This window comes from Massilia sp. Dwa41.01b, assembly GCF_014171775.1.
Lineage (GTDB): Bacteria > Pseudomonadota > Gammaproteobacteria > Burkholderiales > Burkholderiaceae_D > Telluria.
Window position 1 is genome coordinate 790783 of record NZ_CP050454.1, and the last position, 15894, is coordinate 806676.

Genomic DNA, 15894 nt, shown 5'->3' on the forward strand with positions numbered 1-15894 from the left:
TGAATCCGTTACACTAGACGAATCGGCACGACTTCTTTCGTCATCATGAAAAAAACAACCCAGAAAAAGCAGCCTGCGATCCACTACACCATCGTCCCGAAAGACCTGGCGGGACACCTGTTCAATGTGAGCGTCACGGTCGCGACGCCAAGCGCCGATGGCCAGGTGTTCGCGCTGCCGGCATGGATCCCGGGCAGCTACATGATCCGCGAATTCGCGCGCAACATCGTGCGCATCCGCGCCGAAGCGAACGGCATTCCCGTCGCCCTCGCCAAGCTCGACAAGCACTCCTGGCAGGCCGCACCGGCCGAAGGCCCGCTCACGCTGCACTACGAGGTCTATGCCTGGGACCTGTCGGTGCGCGCCGCCCACCTCGACCAGACCCACGGCTTCTTCAACGGCACCAGCGTGTTCCTGCGCGTGCTTGGCCAGGAGGCGGTTGCGCATACGGTCGACATCCAGCGGCCAGCCGACCCGGCGGCCAAGCAATGGCGTGTCGCGACCGCGATGAAGGAAGCCGGCGCCAAGCGCTACGGCTTCGGCACTTACATCGCCGCCGACTACGACGAGCTGATCGACCATCCGGTGGAAATGGGCGACTTCGCCCTAAGCACGTTCAAAGCCCACGGGATCCCGCACGACATCGTCATCACCGGGCGCGTGCCGAACCTCGACATGGCGCGGTTGCAGGCTGACCTGAAAGCGATCTGCGAAGCGCAAATCGCCTTCTTCGAGCCGAGCACGAAACGCGCGCCGATGGACCGCTACGTCTTCATGACGATGGCAGTGGGCGACGGCTACGGCGGCCTGGAGCACCGCGCCTCGACGGCCCTGATCTGCGCGCGTGGCGACTTGCCGGGCAGCGCGACGGTGCAGGCCGGGGAGCCAAACGAGGGCTACCTGAAATTCCTCGGCCTGTGCAGCCACGAGTACTTCCACACCTGGAACGTCAAGCGCATCAAGCCGGCCGCGTTCGCGCCCTACGACCTGCAGGCGGAAAACTACACGCCGCTCCTGTGGCTGTTCGAGGGTTTCACCAGCTATTACGACGACCTGATGCTGGTGCGCGCCGGGATCATTGGCGAGCCGACCTATTTCAAGCTGCTCGGTAAAACGGTCGGCAGCGTGCTGCGCGGGAGCGGGCGCACCAAGCAGAGCGTGGCCGATTCCAGCTTCGATGCCTGGAGCAAGTACTACCGCCAGGACGAGAATTCGCCGAATGCGATCATCAGCTACTACACCAAGGGTTCCCTGATCGCGCTGGCTTTCGACCTGACGATTCGTGCGAAGACGAATGGTGCGAAGTCGCTCGACGACGTCATGCGCGCGCTGTGGGAACGCTACGGGCGCGACTTCTACGAAGGCGCCGGCCGCGGCGTCACCGAACAGGAGGTGGAAGCCCTGTTCGACGAGGTCAGCGGCCTGAAGCTGCGCGCCATGTTCGACAAATACGTGCGCGGCACGGAGGACCTGCCGCTGGCCAAGCTGTTTGCGCCGCTGGGCGTGAAGCTGGTCGACGAGCGCAAGAAGGGCAAGCCTTCGCTGGACGCCAGCATCGGCCGCGACCCGCTGGGCGCGAAGCTGACGCAGGTGCACGAGGGCGGGGCGGCGCACCAGGCCGGCCTGTCGGCGCTGGACGTCATCATCGCCATCGACGGCCTGCGCGTGAGCGGCAACCCGCCGAATGTCGACGCGCTGCTGGCACGCTACCGCGTGGGCGACAAGGTCGTCGTGCATGCCTTCCGCCGCGACGAATTGATGGCCTTCGACCTGACCCTGCAGGGCGAGCGCGTGCCGGGGATTACCCTGTCGCAGGCGGTGCCGGGCAAGAAATCTTCACCGATCACGCGCCCGAGCGCGGTGTAATCCTGCTGTCGGGAGCCCGCGCCGCGCGCTCTCGCCTTTCCTGCATCCCCGCCCATCGAAGAGGCTATCCGTGAAAAAAACCGTCGCCGCCACCGTCCTGGCTTCCCTTGCACTTCCGGTACTGGCCCAGTCCCCCGCACCCTTGAAGAACGAGGTGGCGGCCAGGGTCAATGCCATGTATCCGTGGCTCGACACGGTCTACAAGGACTTGCACGCGCACCCGGAAATCGCCTTCCAGGAAGTGCGCACGGCGGGCAAGCTGGCCGGCGAAATGCGTAAACTCGGCTTCACGGTGACGGAAAAGGTCGGCAAGACGGGCATTGTGGCCGTCTACAAGAACGGCGCCGGCCCGACGGTGCTGGTGCGCACCGAACTCGATGGCTTGCCGATGGAAGAGAAGACCGGTTTGCCCTACGCCAGCCGCGCCAGGGCGCTTGGCGACGGGCGCGAGAGTTTCGTGGCGCATAGCTGCGGTCACGACGTCCACATGTCGGCCTGGCTGGGCGCGGCGCGCACGCTGACCGAACTGAAGAACACCTGGAAGGGCACCCTGGTCTTCATCGGCCAGCCGGCCGAGGAAACCGTCTCGGGCGCGAAAGCGATGCTGGCCGACGGCCTCTTCACGCGCTTTCCGAAGCCCGACTATGCGTTTGCGCTGCATTCCTGGCCGCTGGCCCACGGCACGGTCGGCTACAACGTCGGCGCCGTGTCGTCGAACTCGGACGCGATCGAGATCGTGTTCAAGGGCCGCGGCGGCCACGGCTCGGCGCCCGATAAGTCCATCGACCCGATCGCGATCGCCGCGCGCTTCGTGGTCGACGTACAGACCGTGGTCAGCCGCGAGAAGGATCCGAAGGAATTCGGCGTGGTCACCATCGGTGCGATCCAGGGCGGCACGGTCGGCAACATCATTCCCGACAGCGTGCAGGTGCGCGGTACCATCCGCTCGTACAGCCCGGCGACCCGCGCCAGGCTGCTCGACGGCGTGCGCCGCGTGGCGACCGCCTCGGCCGCGATGGCGGGTGCTCCGGCACCCGACGTGCAGCTGATCGCAGGCGGCGCGGCCATTGTCAACAGCGAAGCCCTCGTGACCAGGACCGAAGCCGTGTTCAAGGATGCGTTTGGGGACGCCAAGGCCCAGCGCATGCCGGCCATGACGGCCAGCGAAGACTTTTCCATGTACGTCAACGAAGGCGTGCCGTCGATGTTCTTCTTCACCGGGGTGTACGACCCGAAGGCGGTGGCGGACGCCGAGCGCGAAGGCGGCAAGCCGATCGCCTTCAACCATTCGCCGTTTTACGCGCCGGTGCCGGAGCCGTCGATCAAGACGGCGGCACAGGCGATGAGTCTGGCGGTGTTGAATGTGATGGGGCGGTGAACATGCGTTGCCGAAACGCGTAGGGTAGGCGGCTCCATCGTGCTTGTGAAATCGACGCGGCCTATGCCCCGCCTACGCGTTCAACGCACGCGTGCATTGCGCGAACGCCCATGGGCTGGTTGAACGCGTAGGCGGCGTTGAGGGAACGTATGCCCGACCTGCGCGATATAGCCGCCTACCCTACTGGGCTCGGCCAGGCTGCGTTTTCGTAGGGTGGGCACTCGTGCCCACGCGGAACGTGGCACCGTGGCGGCCGTTTTACATTCGTTCCCCTTGCATGGTGGAGACGTATCCGGGTGAACCGCGATAGCGCGTCCGGTTTGATGGTGTTATCGCCGCGTTCGCCCGCCAACTTAACGCAAATATTCGCGTGGGCACGGAGTGCCCACCCTACTGGGGGCCGGCCAGTGCATTGCGCGAACGCGCATGGGCTGGTTGAACGCGTAGGCGGCGTTGAGGGAACGTATGCTCGACGCGCCCGATATAGCCGCCTACCCTACTGGGCTCGGCCAGGCTGCGTTTTCGTAGGGTGGGCACTCGTGCCCACGCGGAACGTGGCACCGTGGCGGCCGTTTTACATTCGTTCCCCTTGCATGGTGGAGACGTATCCGGGTGAACCGCGATAGCGCGTCCGGTTTGATGGTGTTATCGCCGCGTTCGCCCGCCAACTTAACGCAAATATTCGCGTGGGCACGGAGTGCCCACCCTACTGGGGGCCGGCCAGTGCATTGCGCGAACGCGCATGGGCTGGTTGAACGCGTAGGCGGCGTTGAGGGAACGTATGCCCGACCTACGCGATATAGCCGCCTACCCTACTGGGCTCGGCCAGGCTGCGTTGGCGTAGGGTGGGCACTCGTGCCCACGCGGAACGTGGCACCGTGGCGGCCGTTTTACATTCGTTCCCCCTGCATGGCGGAGACGTATCCGGGTGAACCGCGATAACGCGTCCGGTTTGATGGTGTTATCGCCGCGCTCGTCCGCCAACACAGCGCAAGTGTTCGCGTGGGCACGGAGTGCCCACTCTACTGGGGGCCGGCCAGGCTGCGCAGCTGGAAGCGATACTGGTCGTCGAACAGGAAGGTCTCGGAAAACGTCAGTGCCCGCGCATGCGTGGCCAGCAAATTGGTCGGACGGGGCAGGGGACCGCTGCGCCGCATCGATGCCAGCGCTACCCGCGACGCGCCGTCGTCGCGCGAACGCTGCACGGCCACGTCCTGCAATTCGCCATCTTCCCCTACCGTGATGTTCACCACCACGATCGCCGGCAGCATCGGCGGCAGCTTTCCGCTGAACGTGCGTTCGCTGTTGCGGCGCATGACGTGCTGCGCCACCTCGGCCTTGTAGGCATCGAGCGCATGCCAGGGCTGGGGAACGGGTGCTTCGATCCTCGGGGCGGGGAGTATGGCCGCCGCGATACGCTTCGCCGTGGAAGCGAGGGGCTGGACCGTGCTACATCCGCCCAGGGCTGCCAGTAGAAGAAGGAGAGCGGCCCGGGTGCGGATGGAGGTGGTCATGTCAGTCGAATAATCGTCGCAGTTGGGCGCCCGGGTTGGAAGCGCGCATGAACGCTTCGCCCACCAAAAACGCATGCACGTTCGCCGCGCGCATGCGCGCTACATCGCCTGGCACCATGATTCCCGACTCGGTGACGACCAGGCGTTCGGCCGGAATGTTCGGCAGCAAGCCCAGGGTGGTATCGAGCGTGACCTCGAAGGTGCGCAGGTTGCGGTTGTTGATGCCGAGCAGCGGCGTTTTCAGGCGCAGCGCCGCGGTCAGCTCATCACCGTCATGTACTTCGACCAGCACATCCATGCCGAGTTCCTGGGCACAGGCTTCGAGTTCCGCCATCAGGCCGTGATCGAGCGCGGAGACGATCAGCAGGATGGCATCGGCTCCCATCGCCCGCGCTTCGTAGACCTGGTACATGTCGACGATAAAATCCTTGCGGATGACCGGCAGGTCACAGGCGGCGCGCGCCTGGCGCAGGTAGTCGGCATGACCCTGGAAGAAGTTCACGTCCGTTAGCACCGAGAGGCAGGACGCGCCGCCCTCGGCATAGCTTTCGGCAATCTCGGCCGGACGGAAATCCGCGCGCAGCACGCCTTTCGAGGGCGAGGCCTTCTTGATTTCGGCAATCACCCCGGCGCGGCCGGCGCCGATGTTCTTGCGCAGGCTGGCCCCGAAACCGCGGAGGCCGGTGCGCAGTTCGGTATCGGTTTCGACCTCGCGGCGCAGGCTGGCCAGGTCGCGGTGCTTGCGCGCACTGGCGACTTCGTCGGCTTTGACAGCCAGGATCTTGTTCAGGATATCGGACATGCTTGCTAAAACCTTTTAGTGTTGCTCGGACAGCGCCAGCTTGACGCCAAGCCAGACGAACAGGCCGCCGGTGACCCGCTTCAGCCAGAGCGAGACCGCCGGATTGATTTTCAGGCGCTCGCTCGCCCTGGCGGTGGTCAGCGCCAGCGCGCCGCACCAGAGCATGCCGTTGACGTTGAAAATGCAGCCCAGGACGATGAAGGCGAGTGCCGTGCTCGGCGCGTGGGCGTCGATGAATTGCGGCACGAAGGCAAGGAAGAACAGTGCGACCTTCGGGTTCAGCACATTGGTCAGGAAACCCTGCGAGAAGATGCGGCGGTAGGGCAGGGCGGGCAGCACCGGGGCGGCCGTGGTGCCGTCGGCCTTCCTGCTGCGCAGCAGACCGACGGCCATGGTCAGGATATAAGCCGCGCCAACCAGTTTCACCACCAGGAAGGCGGCGCTTGAGGTCGCCAGGATCGCCGACAAACCCAGGGCCGCGGCGAAGATGTGCACCCGGGTGCCGGCGCCGATGCCCAGCGCCGCGGCGCAGCCGGCGCGCCAGCCCCGGGTGGCGCTGCGGGTCATGATCAGGAGCGAATCGGGGCCCGGCATGATGTTGAGCAGCAGGCCGGAAATCACGAACAGGGGAAGGTCATGGATACCGAACATGCTGCTCCCTTCAATGGGCGCCGAGCTGGCGCGTGACGTTGACGAACTGATCGAGCTTGGCCAGTGCCGCGCCGGACGCGATGGTGGCGCGCGCCTTGGCCAGGCCTTCCTCGATCGAGGAGGCGACGCCCGCGGCGTACAGGGCGGTACCGGCGTTGAGCGCCACGATGTCGGTTGCCGCGCCCGGCTCGCCGCGCAGCGCTTCCATCACGCGCAGCTTCGACTCTTCCTTGTTCGCCACCTTCAGGTTGCGGCTGGCGATCATCGACAGGCCGAAGTCTTCCGGATGGATTTCGTATTCGCGGATTTCGCCGTGCACCAGTTCGCCGACCAGGGTGCCGGCGCCGAGCGAGACTTCGTCCATGTTGTCGCGGCCCCAGACCACCAGCGCGTGCTGGGCGCCGAGGCGCTGCAGCACGCGCACCTGGATGCCGACGAGATCCGGGTGGAACACGCCCATCAGGATGTTCGGGGCGCCGGTCGGATTGGTGAGCGGCCCCAGGATGTTGAAGATGCTGCGCACGCCCAGCTCGCGCCGCACCGGCGCCACGTGCTTCATCGCCGCATGGTGGTTCGGGGCGAACATGAAGCCGATGCCGGTCTGGGCGATCGACTGGGCGATCTGCTCGGGCGTCAGGTCGATGTCGGCGCCGAGCGCTTCGATCAGGTCGGCGCTGCCGGACGAGGACGAGACGCTGCGCCCGCCATGCTTGGCCACGCGGGCACCGGCGGCGGCCGCGACGAACATCGCCGCGCTCGAGATGTTGAAGGTGTGGGCGCCGTCGCCGCCGGTGCCGACGATGTCGAGCAGCTTGCGGGTGTCGGCCATCGGCACCTTGGTGGAAAATTCGCGCATGACTTGCGCGGCGGCGGTGATTTCGCCGATGGTTTCCTTTTTCACGCGCAGGCCCATGGTGAGGGCCGCGACCATGGTCGGCGACATCTCGCCCGACATGATCTGGCGGAACAGGTGCAGCATCTCGTCGTGGAAGATCTCGCGGTGTTCGATACAGCGCAGCAGCGCTTCTTGCGGGGTGATCGGCATGGGCGTTCCAGTAGCAATAGGTGAAGGACCGCAGCTTCGCGCAGCGCCGGGGGCGCCGCGAAGGTGCTCAGCCCTCGAGGAAGTTCTTCAGCAGCGCGTGGCCGTGCTCGGACAGGATCGACTCGGGGTGGAACTGCACGCCCTGGATGTCGTATTCCTTGTGGCGCACGCCCATGATTTCGCCGTCGTCGGTCCAGGCGGTCACTTCCAGGCAGGCGGGCAGGGAGGCGCGCTCGATCGCCAGCGAGTGGTAGCGGATCACGGTGAAGGGGCTGGGCAAGCCCTTGAAGACGCCGACGCCGGTGTGCGCGATGAGCGAGGTCTTGCCGTGCATGACTTCCTTGGCACGCACGATCTTGCCGCCAAAGGCTTCGCCGATGGCCTGGTGGCCCAGGCAGACGCCGAGGATCGGCAGCTTGCCCTTGAACTCGCGGATAGCGTCGACCGAGACACCGGCGTCAACCGGGGCTTTCGGTCCCGGCGAAATGCAGATGCGGTCCGGCTTCATTTCCGCGATCGCCTCGATCGTGATCTCGTCGTTGCGCACGGTGCGCACTTCTTCGCCCAGCTCGCCGAAATACTGGACGATGTTGTAGGTGAAGGAATCGTAGTTGTCGATCATGAGCAGCATGTCAGAACTCCCCATCCAGTCCGTCTTGCACTTGTTCGGCCGCGCGCAGCACGGCGCGCGCCTTGTTTTCCGTCTCCTGCCATTCCATCTCGGGGATCGAGTCGGCGACGATGCCGGCCGCGGCCTGCACATACAGGTTGCCGTCCTTGATCACGCCGGTGCGAATGGCAATCGCAACGTCCATCTCGCCACCGAAGGAGAGATAGCCGCAGGCGCCGCCATAGATGCCGCGCTTCACAGGCTCCAGCTCATCGATGACTTCCATCGCACGCACTTTCGGCGCACCCGTGAGCGTACCGGCCGGGAAGGTCGCGCGCAGCACGTCCAGGTTGGACAGGCCTTCCTTCAGCGTACCCTCGACGTTCGAGACGATGTGCTGCACGTGCGAGTATTTTTCGATGACCATGCGGTCCGTTACCTTGACGCTGCCGGTGTCGGCGATGCGGCCGACATCGTTGCGCGCCAGGTCGATCAGCATCACGTGTTCGGCGATCTCCTTCGGGTCGGCCAGCAGCTCGGCCGCGAGTGCCGTATCGCGTTCCGGCGTGGCGCCGCGCGGACGGGTGCCGGCGATCGGGCGCAGCGTGACCTTGCGTCCACCGGCGGGCAGGGTCTCGTTGCGCACCAGGATTTCCGGCGAGGCGCCGACGATCTGCATGTCTCCGAAATTGTAGTAATACATGTACGGACTCGGATTCAGCGAGCGCAACGAGCGGTACAGCGACAGCGGCGAGTCGACGTACGGCTTCCTGATGCGCTGGCCGATCTGCACCTGCATCAGGTCGCCGGCCATCACGTATTCATGGGCCCTGGCCACTGCTGCCAGGTAGTCTTCCTTGGAAAACTCGCGCACGGCTTCGGTGCGCACCGAGGCCGTGGTGACAGGCGCATCGACGCTCCGGCGCAGCATGATGCGCAGGTCTTTCAGGCGCTGGCGCGCGCGGCTGTAGGCTTCCGGCTGGGACGGGTCGGCATAGACGATCAGGTAGAGCTTGCCGGAGAGGTTGTCGATCACGGCCAGTTCTTCCGTCACCATCAGCTGGATCTCGGGCAGGCCGAGGTCGTCCTGCGGGGCCTTGCCGGCCAGCTTGCGTTCGATGTGGCGCACCGTGTCGTAGCCGAAGTAGCCGGCCAGGCCGCCGCAGAAGCGCGGCATGCCCGGGCGCAGCGCGACCTTGAAGCGCGACTGGAATGCTTCGATGAAGGCGAGCGGGTTGCCCTCGTGGGTTTCGACGACGCGGCCGTTGGTGACGACTTCGGTGAGCTCGCCGCTGCTGCGCAGCAGGGTCTTCGCCGGCAGGCCGATGAAGGAATAGCGGCCGAAACGCTCGCCGCCAACGACCGATTCGAGGAGGAAGGTGTGCTTGCCGGTGTTTTGCGACTGGGCCAGCTTCAGGTACAGGGTAAGCGGCGTTTCGAGATCGGCGAAGGCTTCGGCGATCAGCGGAATGCGGTTATAGCCTTGGCTCGCCAGCGATTTGAATTCGAGTTCGGTCATGTTCTTCTCCAGGCCGCCAGTATGTGAACAGGAGGAGGGCGGCGGTGTTGTGCAAAAAACCTGCCGGATGCGCGTATGCAGCCGGCAGCAATCAGTACGGGTTAGTTAGCCCAGGATTGCCAGCGTCGCCACAGCCAGGCCTCGAGGGCGCCGGTTGCGTTGACAGTGTGTTTTTTGGTGAAGAACATGTATAGATAAGTTAGTTTGTGGTGCCGTTGTGTGCAGATATCCACTTCGCCGCTTGGAGCAGCGAATCAACTATACCATCGGAATTGATAGTTTGAACAGGCATTCCGTGGTTATAACCATATGGCACTGTGAGCACATAGCAACGCGCGGCACGTGCGGCTTCGGCGTCGTTCGAGGAGTCGCCAATCGCCACCACCTCGCTTGGCGCCAGGTCGAAATCCTGGCAGACCTGCAGCAGCGGCAGGGGATCGGGCTTCTTTTTCGGCAACGAATCGCCGCCGTAGACCAGATCGAACCAGGGCGCCAGGCCTTTCTGCGCCAGCAGCGGCGTGGCAAAGGCGATCGGCTTGTTGGTCACGCAGGCCAGGCGCAGGCCCATGCGCTTCATCTCCTGCAGGCCCTCGATCACGTCCGGGTACAGGACGCTCTTCTGGCCATTGATGGCGAGGTAGTGGCGCTGGTAGGTCGCCATCGCCTCCTCAAAAACGGCGTCGATGCGCGCCGCGTCGTAGTCGAGCGCCAGTACGTCGCGGATCAGCTTTTCGGAACCCTTGCCGACCATCGGCGTGATGACCGCCTGCGTGATCGGCGCCAGCCCGAATTCGGCGCGCATGGCGTTCAGGGCCAGCTCGAAGTCGGGCACGGTGTCGAGCATCGTGCCGTCGAGGTCGATGATGGCGGCACGAATGGCCTTGTTCAGGGCAGCGCCTTGCACCCTTATTTCCCGACCGTGGCCAGTTCGGCGCGCATGGCGTCGATCACGGCCTTGTAGTCGGGCTTGCCGAAGATGGCCGAGCCGGCGACAAAGGTGTCGGCACCGGCCGCGGCGGCGGCGGCGATGTTGTCGGCCTTGATGCCGCCATCGACTTCCAGCAGGATGTCGCGGCCCGATTCGTCGATCAGCCGGCGCGCGATCGCGATTTTTTTCAGCGCTTCGGGGATGAAGGATTGGCCGCCGAAACCCGGATTCACCGACATGATGAGGATCATGTCGATCTTGTCCATCACGTGCTCGAGGTAGTGCATTGGCGTGCCCGGGTTGAACACCAGGCCGGCCTTGCAGCCGTTATCGCGGATCAGCTGCAGGGTGCGGTCGATGTGCTCCGACGCTTCCGGATGAAAGGTGATGATGTTGGCGCCGGCCTTGGCGAAGTCGGGGATGATGCGGTCGACCGGTTTGACCATCAGGTGCACGTCGATCGGCACCTGCACGTGCGGGCGGATCGCCTGGCAGACCAGCGGGCCGATGGTGAGATTCGGCACGTAATGGTTGTCCATCACGTCGAAGTGGATGATGTCGGCGCCTGCCTCGACGACGTTGCGGACTTCCTCGCCCAGGCGGGCGAAATCGGCGGACAGGATGCTGGGAGCGATGCGGTAAGTGGTCATTGCGGTGGCCGTGCGGTTAGGGATAGCCGCTATTTTACGCCGACGTGCCCCGCAGTCGCGCGCAGCCCGGTTTTGGCACACGGAGTATCATGTTCCTTTACGCGCGGTGGCATGCCTTGGCCTGTCCGCGTTCCTGCTAATAACGAGAAGAGGGAAGCCGATGGCTGCCTACGATTTCACCGTCAACGTCCGTACCCAATACCTGCCCGAACAGTCCAAGCCTGACCGCGACCTGTACGTGTTCTCCTATACGATCACGATCCGCAACAGCGGCGAAGTGCCGGCCCAGCTGATCGCGCGCCACTGGGTGATCACCGATACCAATAACCGTGTGCAGGAGGTCAAGGGCCTGGGCGTGGTCGGGCACCAGCCGCTGCTCAAACCCGGCGAGCAGTTCGAATACTCGAGCGGCACCCAGCTGGCCACGCCACAGGGCTCGATGCACGGCGAGTACTTCTGCGTGGCCGAGGATGGCCACCGTTTCGAAGTCAGGATTCCCGAGTTCGTGCTGACGCAGCCGAGCATGCTGCACTGATCATGGTTCGCGTGGCGGCTCGCCCTGTTCCGCGGGGCGCGTCGGCAGTTCTTCGCGCAGCGGCCGTTTGCGCTCGTCAGGGCGGCCCGAGAACATCGTCCACCACACGATAAACACGAGCAGGAAGAATGCCACGCCTGCTTCCACCATCAAGATCCACATAGACTGTCCTTATGCAATCGATACGCCGCAGAATAGTGCGCAGTGTACCTGCCTCCCTGGCCGCCGTGGCCCTTTTGCTGGCCGCTTGCGGTACGCCACCCCAGCAGCCGCCGGCACCGGTGCCCCCGAAACAGCCGGATGTGGTGATGCCGCCGCCGGTGGGGCCGGTCGGCATTCCCGTTCCCACGCCTGCACCTGTTCCCGTGCCGCCGATGACGCCGGTGTCCTTCGACACGCTGCCGGGCTGGCAGCAGGACGACCTGCGCCAGGCCTGGCCGGCCTTTCTCGCCTCCTGCCGCGTGCTGGCGAAAAAGCCCGACTGGAGCGCGGCCTGCGCGGCGACAGGCGGCGTGGATGCCGGCGACAGCGACGCCATCCGCCGCTATTTCGAAACGTATTTCGTGCCGAACCAGATGCGCATGCCCGACGGCGCGGACTACGGTCTCATTACCGGCTATTACGAGCCGATGCTGCGTGGTGCGCGCAAGCGCGGCGGCGCGTTCCAGACGCCGCTGTACCGGGTGCCGGACGACCTCATCACGGTTGATCTGGGATCCGTCTACCCGAGCCTGAAGAACATGCGCCTGCGTGGCCGCCTGGTCGGCAAGACGGTGGTGCCCTACAGCACCCGCGCCGAGATCGACCGCGCCCCCATCGCAGGCAAGGAACTGGTGTGGGTGGACGATCCGGTCGAGGCTTTCTTCCTCGAGGTGCAGGGTTCGGGCCGGGTGCGCATCGAGGAAACCGGCGAGACGGTGCGCCTGGCCTTCGCCGACCAGAACGGCCACCCGTATAAAGTGATCGGGCGCTGGCTGGTGGAGCAGGGGCAGTTGCCGGCCGACGGCGTGTCGGCGCAGAGCATCAAGGCCTGGATAGCGGCCAATCCGCAGCGCCGCCAGGAACTCTTCAACGTCAACCCGAGCTATATCTTCTTCCGCGAGGAGCGCCTGCCCGACCCGGGCGTAGGACCCAAGGGCGCGCTCGGCGTGCCGCTCACACCCGAGCGCTCGGTGGCGGTCGACCCCTCGCAGGTGCCGCTGGGGGCGCCGCTCTTCCTGTCCACCACGCACCCGGCCAACGAGGCGCCGCTGCAGCGCCTGATGATGGCGCAGGACACCGGCGGGGCAATCCGCGGCGCGGTGCGGGCGGACTTCTTCTTTGGTTTCGGCGGCAATGCGGCCGAGTACGCGGGGCGGATGAAGCAGCGCGGGGCGATCTGGGTGCTGTTGCCCAAGGGTCCCTGACGAATCGGCTCCCTGCGATCTTTCCGCCAGGGGCTGGTATCGGAATCCGCACCGTGGCGGCGTGCCAGGCAATACCAGATGGAGGCAAATTGCGTGCGATAGCGGCTTCGAATAGGGTGGCGCAGTCTTGAACGACATGACACGGCCACCCGGCCGGGTCGTCCACCCCGAAGGAGTTCGCATGCGCCACGCACTGTTTGCCTTGCCACTTGCCGCCCTCTTGCTGACGTCCAGCGCAAGCGCCGGTCAAACCTATTCCCTGTCCGAAGCCAGCGTTGGCGCATCGGCCATCGTCGTCCTGGTGCCGCTCAGTGTGGTCGTGGTCGGCTCGCAAGCCATCGCGAACACGGTGGACGAGCTCAGTTCCCGCAAGCGCTGGCACGTCACCGAGATCGAACCGCAAGGCCGGAACACGACCGTGCGGATGTGCAGCGACGACGACAAGGTCACGCTGGACATGAACGTGCCGGCCGCAACCGCCCGCACCCACGCCCTGCAGGCTGGCGACGCCCTCGAGATGGAGCGCGTCGGCAAGGCCGGCTTCGCGGTCAGGAAGGGGCAGGCCACGGTGGGCGTGCTGTCCGACCCGGGCGCGGGCATGGTCCATTCGAAGGCCCGCAGCTAAGTACTCGACCGAAAATAAATGGGAATTTTGGCAAACAGAACTGGATGCGGTGCAAGACGGCGAGAGCGCCGCAGTGCGAGCACTGCCCCGCAAGCGGACGCGAGCCGACGCAGCAACGCGCCGGTTCTGGAAGCCAAAAACACATTTATTTTTGGGTGAGTACTTAGCATGCGCCGCTTTCTGCTGACGCTGGTCCTGGCGCTGGCGGCCGGCACGTCGATGGCCGGCACGCCCTGTGAAGGAACACCCGCCACGCCCGCACAGGTGCGCATGAGCCTGCAGATGGCGGACGCGACCCGCGCCGCACTCGAGTCGATCGACGACGAAGTGGTGCTGATTGCCCGCGTCGGCCAGGACCTGGGCAAGTACGGCCTGACCTATTCGCACATGGGATTTGCCGTGCGCGAGCATCCGGCAGGGGCCTGGTCGATCGTCCACAAGCTCAACGGCTGCGGCACGGCCACGTCCGGCCTGTATGACGAAGGCCTGGTCAACTTTTTTTCGGACTCGCCGTTTCGCTACCAGGCCGGCATCTGGCGCCTGGCTCCCGGCGCGCAGGCACGGCTGAAGAAAGCCTTGCTCGGCAAGAAGGCCAAGGATTATTTCGAACCGAACTACAGCCTGGTCGCCTATCCATTCAGCACGCGCTACCAGAATTCGAATGGCTGGGTGCTGGAAATGCTGGCCTTTGCCGTCGCGCCGGAAGACGAGGCGAACACCCGTCTGAGTGCCCAAGCCTGGCTGAAGGGAAGCGGCTACCGGCCGACCCAGCTCGAACTGGGCACCATGACCCGCCTGGGCGCACGCATGACCAAGGCGAACGTCGCCTTCGACGACCATCCGCCCGAGCTGCGCTGGAGCGGCCATATCCAGACCGTCACGGTCGACTCCATCGTCACCTGGCTGCGTACGCTGCCGGATGGCTGCCAGGCGATGGGGTGTCCGGAAGCGCGCGTGGTGTTGCCGGGGGCTGCGAGGTAAGCCCGAACAAGGCGTGGCGTTGCACTGCTGTTCAATATCGGCTAAGCTTGCATGTTTCCGAAAATGCAACTTTGGCGGAATCTGCCATGCGAATGTTCCGCTGCCAAGACCTGATTGGACAGACCATGCGCGCCGCATCCCTCATTGCCCTCCTGCTTTCCGCCAGCATCGCGACACCGGCATCCGCCGACGAGCAGATACCGCCATGGGCCTTGTCTCTTGCCCTGTCGATCGCACCTTTCTATATGTCTTCCCAGGCCGCTGGAGACTTGTCCAAGTCGACGTCGGGCGACCCGGCCAAGAACAAGCAGTGGCAGGTCGCGGCAATGCGCACCGAGGGCGACAGGACGGCACTCGAACTGCGCAGTGAGGATGGGGCGACGCGGGTCGACACGATGGTGAGCAGCGCCATCGCACGCGCGCACGCTGTGAAGCTGCATGACACCCTGGAGATCGAAGCGATCGGCCAGACCGGCTTCGCAGTCAAGAAAGCGGGGGCCACCCTGGTCGTGATGGTGCGTCCCGACACCGGTCTGCTGCATTCGAAGGCCCGCACGTGATCCTGCGCCGCCTCGTGCTGGCAGCCGTTCTCGCCACCGCGGCGGAAATGGCGCTGGCGGGGCGGCAGTGCGTAAGCCAGGAGGTAGCGCCTGAGCTGTCGCGCCTGAGCATGCACATCGGCGATGCGACGCGCGCCGCGCTCGGCGCGATCGATGACGAGGTCGTACTCATCGCACGCGTCGGGCAGGATTTGTCGAAATACGGGCTGACCTATTCGCACATGGCGTTTGCGGTGCGCGAGCACCCGGATGGGGCCTGGTCGGTCGTGCACGAGCTGAATCGTTGCGGCACCGGCGAATCGGCGCTGTACGACGAAGGGCTGGTCAACTTTTTCGCCGATGCGCCATTTCGCTACCAGGCCGGCATCTGGCGCCTGGCGCCGCACGCGCAGCGCCGCCTGAAAACCGCTTTGCTTGGCACGCAGGCCAAGGACTACCATGAGCGGCACTACAGCGCGGTGGCCTATCCCTTCAGCGCGCGCTACCAGAATTCGAACGGCTGGGTGCTGGAGATGCTGGCCTTCGCGTTTGCCGAGGAAGGCGAGGTAACTGACCGGGCGGGTGCCCAGGCCTGGCTGAAAACGCACGCGTATGTGCCGAGCCAGGTCGAAGTCGGCACGCTGCTCCGGTTCGGTGCGCGCGTCATCAAGGCGAATATCGCTTTCGACGACCATCCATCCGCGTTGCGCCGGGAGGGACACATCCGGCTTGTCACGGTCGATTCCATCGTTACCTGGCTGCGTACGCTGCCGGATGCGTGCCAGGCGACGGGGTGTCCGGAGATGCGGGTGGTGTTGCCTGGGGCCCGGTAACGCTGCGCATCC

The 15894-nt window shown here is 65.1% G+C and carries 17 protein-coding genes; 8 read left to right on the forward strand and 9 right to left on the reverse strand.

Features of this window, described 5'->3' with window-relative positions; genetic code table 11:
• Nucleotides 1–45: 45 nt before the first annotated feature.
• Nucleotides 46–1866 (forward strand): M61 family metallopeptidase, encoded by a 1821-nt coding sequence (locus tag G4G28_RS03610; RefSeq protein WP_182990882.1) that lies wholly within the window; start codon nt 46–48, stop codon nt 1864–1866.
• 70 nt (nt 1867–1936) lie between these two features.
• Nucleotides 1937–3244, forward strand: a complete 1308-nt coding sequence (locus G4G28_RS03615) for an amidohydrolase (protein WP_374011280.1) — start codon at nt 1937–1939, stop codon at nt 3242–3244.
• Between the two features lie 1022 nt (nt 3245–4266).
• Here G4G28_RS03615 and G4G28_RS03620 read toward each other — a convergent pair.
• The 8 genes from G4G28_RS03620 to rpe form a co-directional block, all read right to left on the reverse strand.
• Nucleotides 4267–4758: an energy transducer TonB gene (locus tag G4G28_RS03620; RefSeq protein WP_182990883.1), complete on the reverse strand. Its 492-nt coding sequence runs from the start codon at nt 4756–4758 to the stop codon at nt 4267–4269.
• Between the two features lies 1 nt (nt 4759).
• On the reverse strand, nt 4760–5560 hold the full coding sequence (gene trpC, locus G4G28_RS03625; RefSeq protein ID WP_182990884.1) for an indole-3-glycerol phosphate synthase TrpC: 801 nt from the start codon (nt 5558–5560) through the stop codon (nt 4760–4762).
• Nucleotides 5561–5575: 15 nt separating this feature from the next.
• Nucleotides 5576–6211: a LysE family translocator gene (locus tag G4G28_RS03630; RefSeq protein ID WP_183108056.1), complete on the reverse strand. Its 636-nt coding sequence runs from the start codon at nt 6209–6211 to the stop codon at nt 5576–5578.
• Nucleotides 6212–6221: 10 nt separating this feature from the next.
• Complete coding sequence (gene trpD, locus G4G28_RS03635) at nt 6222–7256, reverse strand: anthranilate phosphoribosyltransferase (protein ID WP_183108057.1); 1035 nt, start codon at nt 7254–7256, stop codon at nt 6222–6224.
• Between the two features lie 67 nt (nt 7257–7323).
• Complete coding sequence (locus G4G28_RS03640) at nt 7324–7887, reverse strand: aminodeoxychorismate/anthranilate synthase component II (RefSeq protein WP_182990886.1); 564 nt, start codon at nt 7885–7887, stop codon at nt 7324–7326.
• Nucleotide 7888: 1 nt separating this feature from the next.
• Nucleotides 7889–9385 carry an anthranilate synthase component I gene (trpE, locus tag G4G28_RS03645; protein ID WP_182990887.1) on the reverse strand — a complete coding sequence of 499 codons (1497 nt, stop codon included), beginning with the start codon at nt 9383–9385 and terminating at the stop codon, nt 7889–7891.
• Nucleotides 9386–9584: 199 nt separating this feature from the next.
• Nucleotides 9585–10229: an HAD-IA family hydrolase gene (locus G4G28_RS03650; protein ID WP_229425571.1), complete on the reverse strand. Its 645-nt coding sequence runs from the start codon at nt 10227–10229 to the stop codon at nt 9585–9587.
• 62 nt (nt 10230–10291) lie between these two features.
• On the reverse strand, nt 10292–10963 hold the full coding sequence (rpe, locus tag G4G28_RS03655) for a ribulose-phosphate 3-epimerase (protein ID WP_182990888.1): 672 nt from the start codon (nt 10961–10963) through the stop codon (nt 10292–10294).
• Nucleotides 10964–11123: 160 nt separating this feature from the next.
• Between rpe and apaG the strand changes: the two genes are divergently transcribed.
• Nucleotides 11124–11498: a Co2+/Mg2+ efflux protein ApaG gene (apaG, locus tag G4G28_RS03660; protein WP_182990889.1), complete on the forward strand. Its 375-nt coding sequence runs from the start codon at nt 11124–11126 to the stop codon at nt 11496–11498.
• On the opposite strand, the gene G4G28_RS03665 is transcribed toward apaG, so the two are convergent.
• Nucleotides 11499–11660: a hypothetical protein gene (locus G4G28_RS03665; protein ID WP_182990890.1), complete on the reverse strand. Its 162-nt coding sequence runs from the start codon at nt 11658–11660 to the stop codon at nt 11499–11501.
• Between the two features lie 11 nt (nt 11661–11671).
• Between G4G28_RS03665 and G4G28_RS03670 the strand changes: the two genes are divergently transcribed.
• The 5 genes from G4G28_RS03670 (at nt 11672) to G4G28_RS03690 (ending at nt 15882) form a co-directional block, all read left to right on the forward strand.
• Complete coding sequence (locus G4G28_RS03670) at nt 11672–12904, forward strand: murein transglycosylase A (RefSeq protein ID WP_183108058.1); 1233 nt, start codon at nt 11672–11674, stop codon at nt 12902–12904.
• A gap of 181 nt (nt 12905–13085) precedes the next feature.
• Entirely contained in the window at nt 13086–13529 is a 444-nt protein-coding gene (locus G4G28_RS03675; protein ID WP_182990891.1) for a hypothetical protein, read from the forward strand.
• Nucleotides 13530–13697: 168 nt separating this feature from the next.
• Nucleotides 13698–14510 carry a DUF2145 domain-containing protein gene (locus G4G28_RS03680; protein WP_182990892.1) on the forward strand — a complete coding sequence of 271 codons (813 nt, stop codon included), beginning with the start codon at nt 13698–13700 and terminating at the stop codon, nt 14508–14510.
• 125 nt (nt 14511–14635) lie between these two features.
• Entirely contained in the window at nt 14636–15070 is a 435-nt protein-coding gene (locus tag G4G28_RS03685; RefSeq protein WP_182990893.1) for a hypothetical protein, read from the forward strand.
• Nucleotides 15067–15882, forward strand: a complete 816-nt coding sequence (locus G4G28_RS03690) for a DUF2145 domain-containing protein (RefSeq protein WP_182990894.1) — start codon at nt 15067–15069, stop codon at nt 15880–15882. The genes G4G28_RS03685 and G4G28_RS03690 overlap by 4 nt, the downstream gene beginning before the upstream one ends.
• Nucleotides 15883–15894: the final 12 nt, after the last annotated feature.

What these genes read in the sequence shown, in the direction of transcription:
- G4G28_RS03610 (WP_182990882.1), top strand. Translation starts at nt 46, where the DNA reads ATGAAAAAAACAACCCAGAAAAAGCAGCCTGCGATCCACTACACCATC.
- rpe (WP_182990888.1), bottom strand. Translation starts at nt 10,963, where the DNA reads ATGACCACTTACCGCATCGCTCCCAGCATCCTGTCCGCCGATTTCGCC.
- trpC (WP_182990884.1), bottom strand. Translation starts at nt 5,560, where the DNA reads ATGTCCGATATCCTGAACAAGATCCTGGCTGTCAAAGCCGACGAAGTC.
- G4G28_RS03640 (WP_182990886.1), bottom strand. Translation starts at nt 7,887, where the DNA reads ATGCTGCTCATGATCGACAACTACGATTCCTTCACCTACAACATCGTC.
- G4G28_RS03620 (WP_182990883.1), bottom strand. Translation starts at nt 4,758, where the DNA reads ATGACCACCTCCATCCGCACCCGGGCCGCTCTCCTTCTTCTACTGGCA.
- G4G28_RS03685 (WP_182990893.1), top strand. Translation starts at nt 14,636, where the DNA reads ATGCGCGCCGCATCCCTCATTGCCCTCCTGCTTTCCGCCAGCATCGCG.
- trpE (WP_182990887.1), bottom strand. Translation starts at nt 9,385, where the DNA reads ATGACCGAACTCGAATTCAAATCGCTGGCGAGCCAAGGCTATAACCGC.
- G4G28_RS03670 (WP_183108058.1), top strand. Translation starts at nt 11,672, where the DNA reads ATGCAATCGATACGCCGCAGAATAGTGCGCAGTGTACCTGCCTCCCTG.
- G4G28_RS03680 (WP_182990892.1), top strand. Translation starts at nt 13,698, where the DNA reads ATGCGCCGCTTTCTGCTGACGCTGGTCCTGGCGCTGGCGGCCGGCACG.
- G4G28_RS03675 (WP_182990891.1), top strand. Translation starts at nt 13,086, where the DNA reads ATGCGCCACGCACTGTTTGCCTTGCCACTTGCCGCCCTCTTGCTGACG.
- G4G28_RS03650 (WP_229425571.1), bottom strand. Translation starts at nt 10,229, where the DNA reads ATGCTCGACACCGTGCCCGACTTCGAGCTGGCCCTGAACGCCATGCGC.
- apaG (WP_182990889.1), top strand. Translation starts at nt 11,124, where the DNA reads ATGGCTGCCTACGATTTCACCGTCAACGTCCGTACCCAATACCTGCCC.
- trpD (WP_183108057.1), bottom strand. Translation starts at nt 7,256, where the DNA reads ATGCCGATCACCCCGCAAGAAGCGCTGCTGCGCTGTATCGAACACCGC.
- G4G28_RS03665 (WP_182990890.1), bottom strand. Translation starts at nt 11,660, where the DNA reads ATGTGGATCTTGATGGTGGAAGCAGGCGTGGCATTCTTCCTGCTCGTG.
- G4G28_RS03630 (WP_183108056.1), bottom strand. Translation starts at nt 6,211, where the DNA reads ATGTTCGGTATCCATGACCTTCCCCTGTTCGTGATTTCCGGCCTGCTG.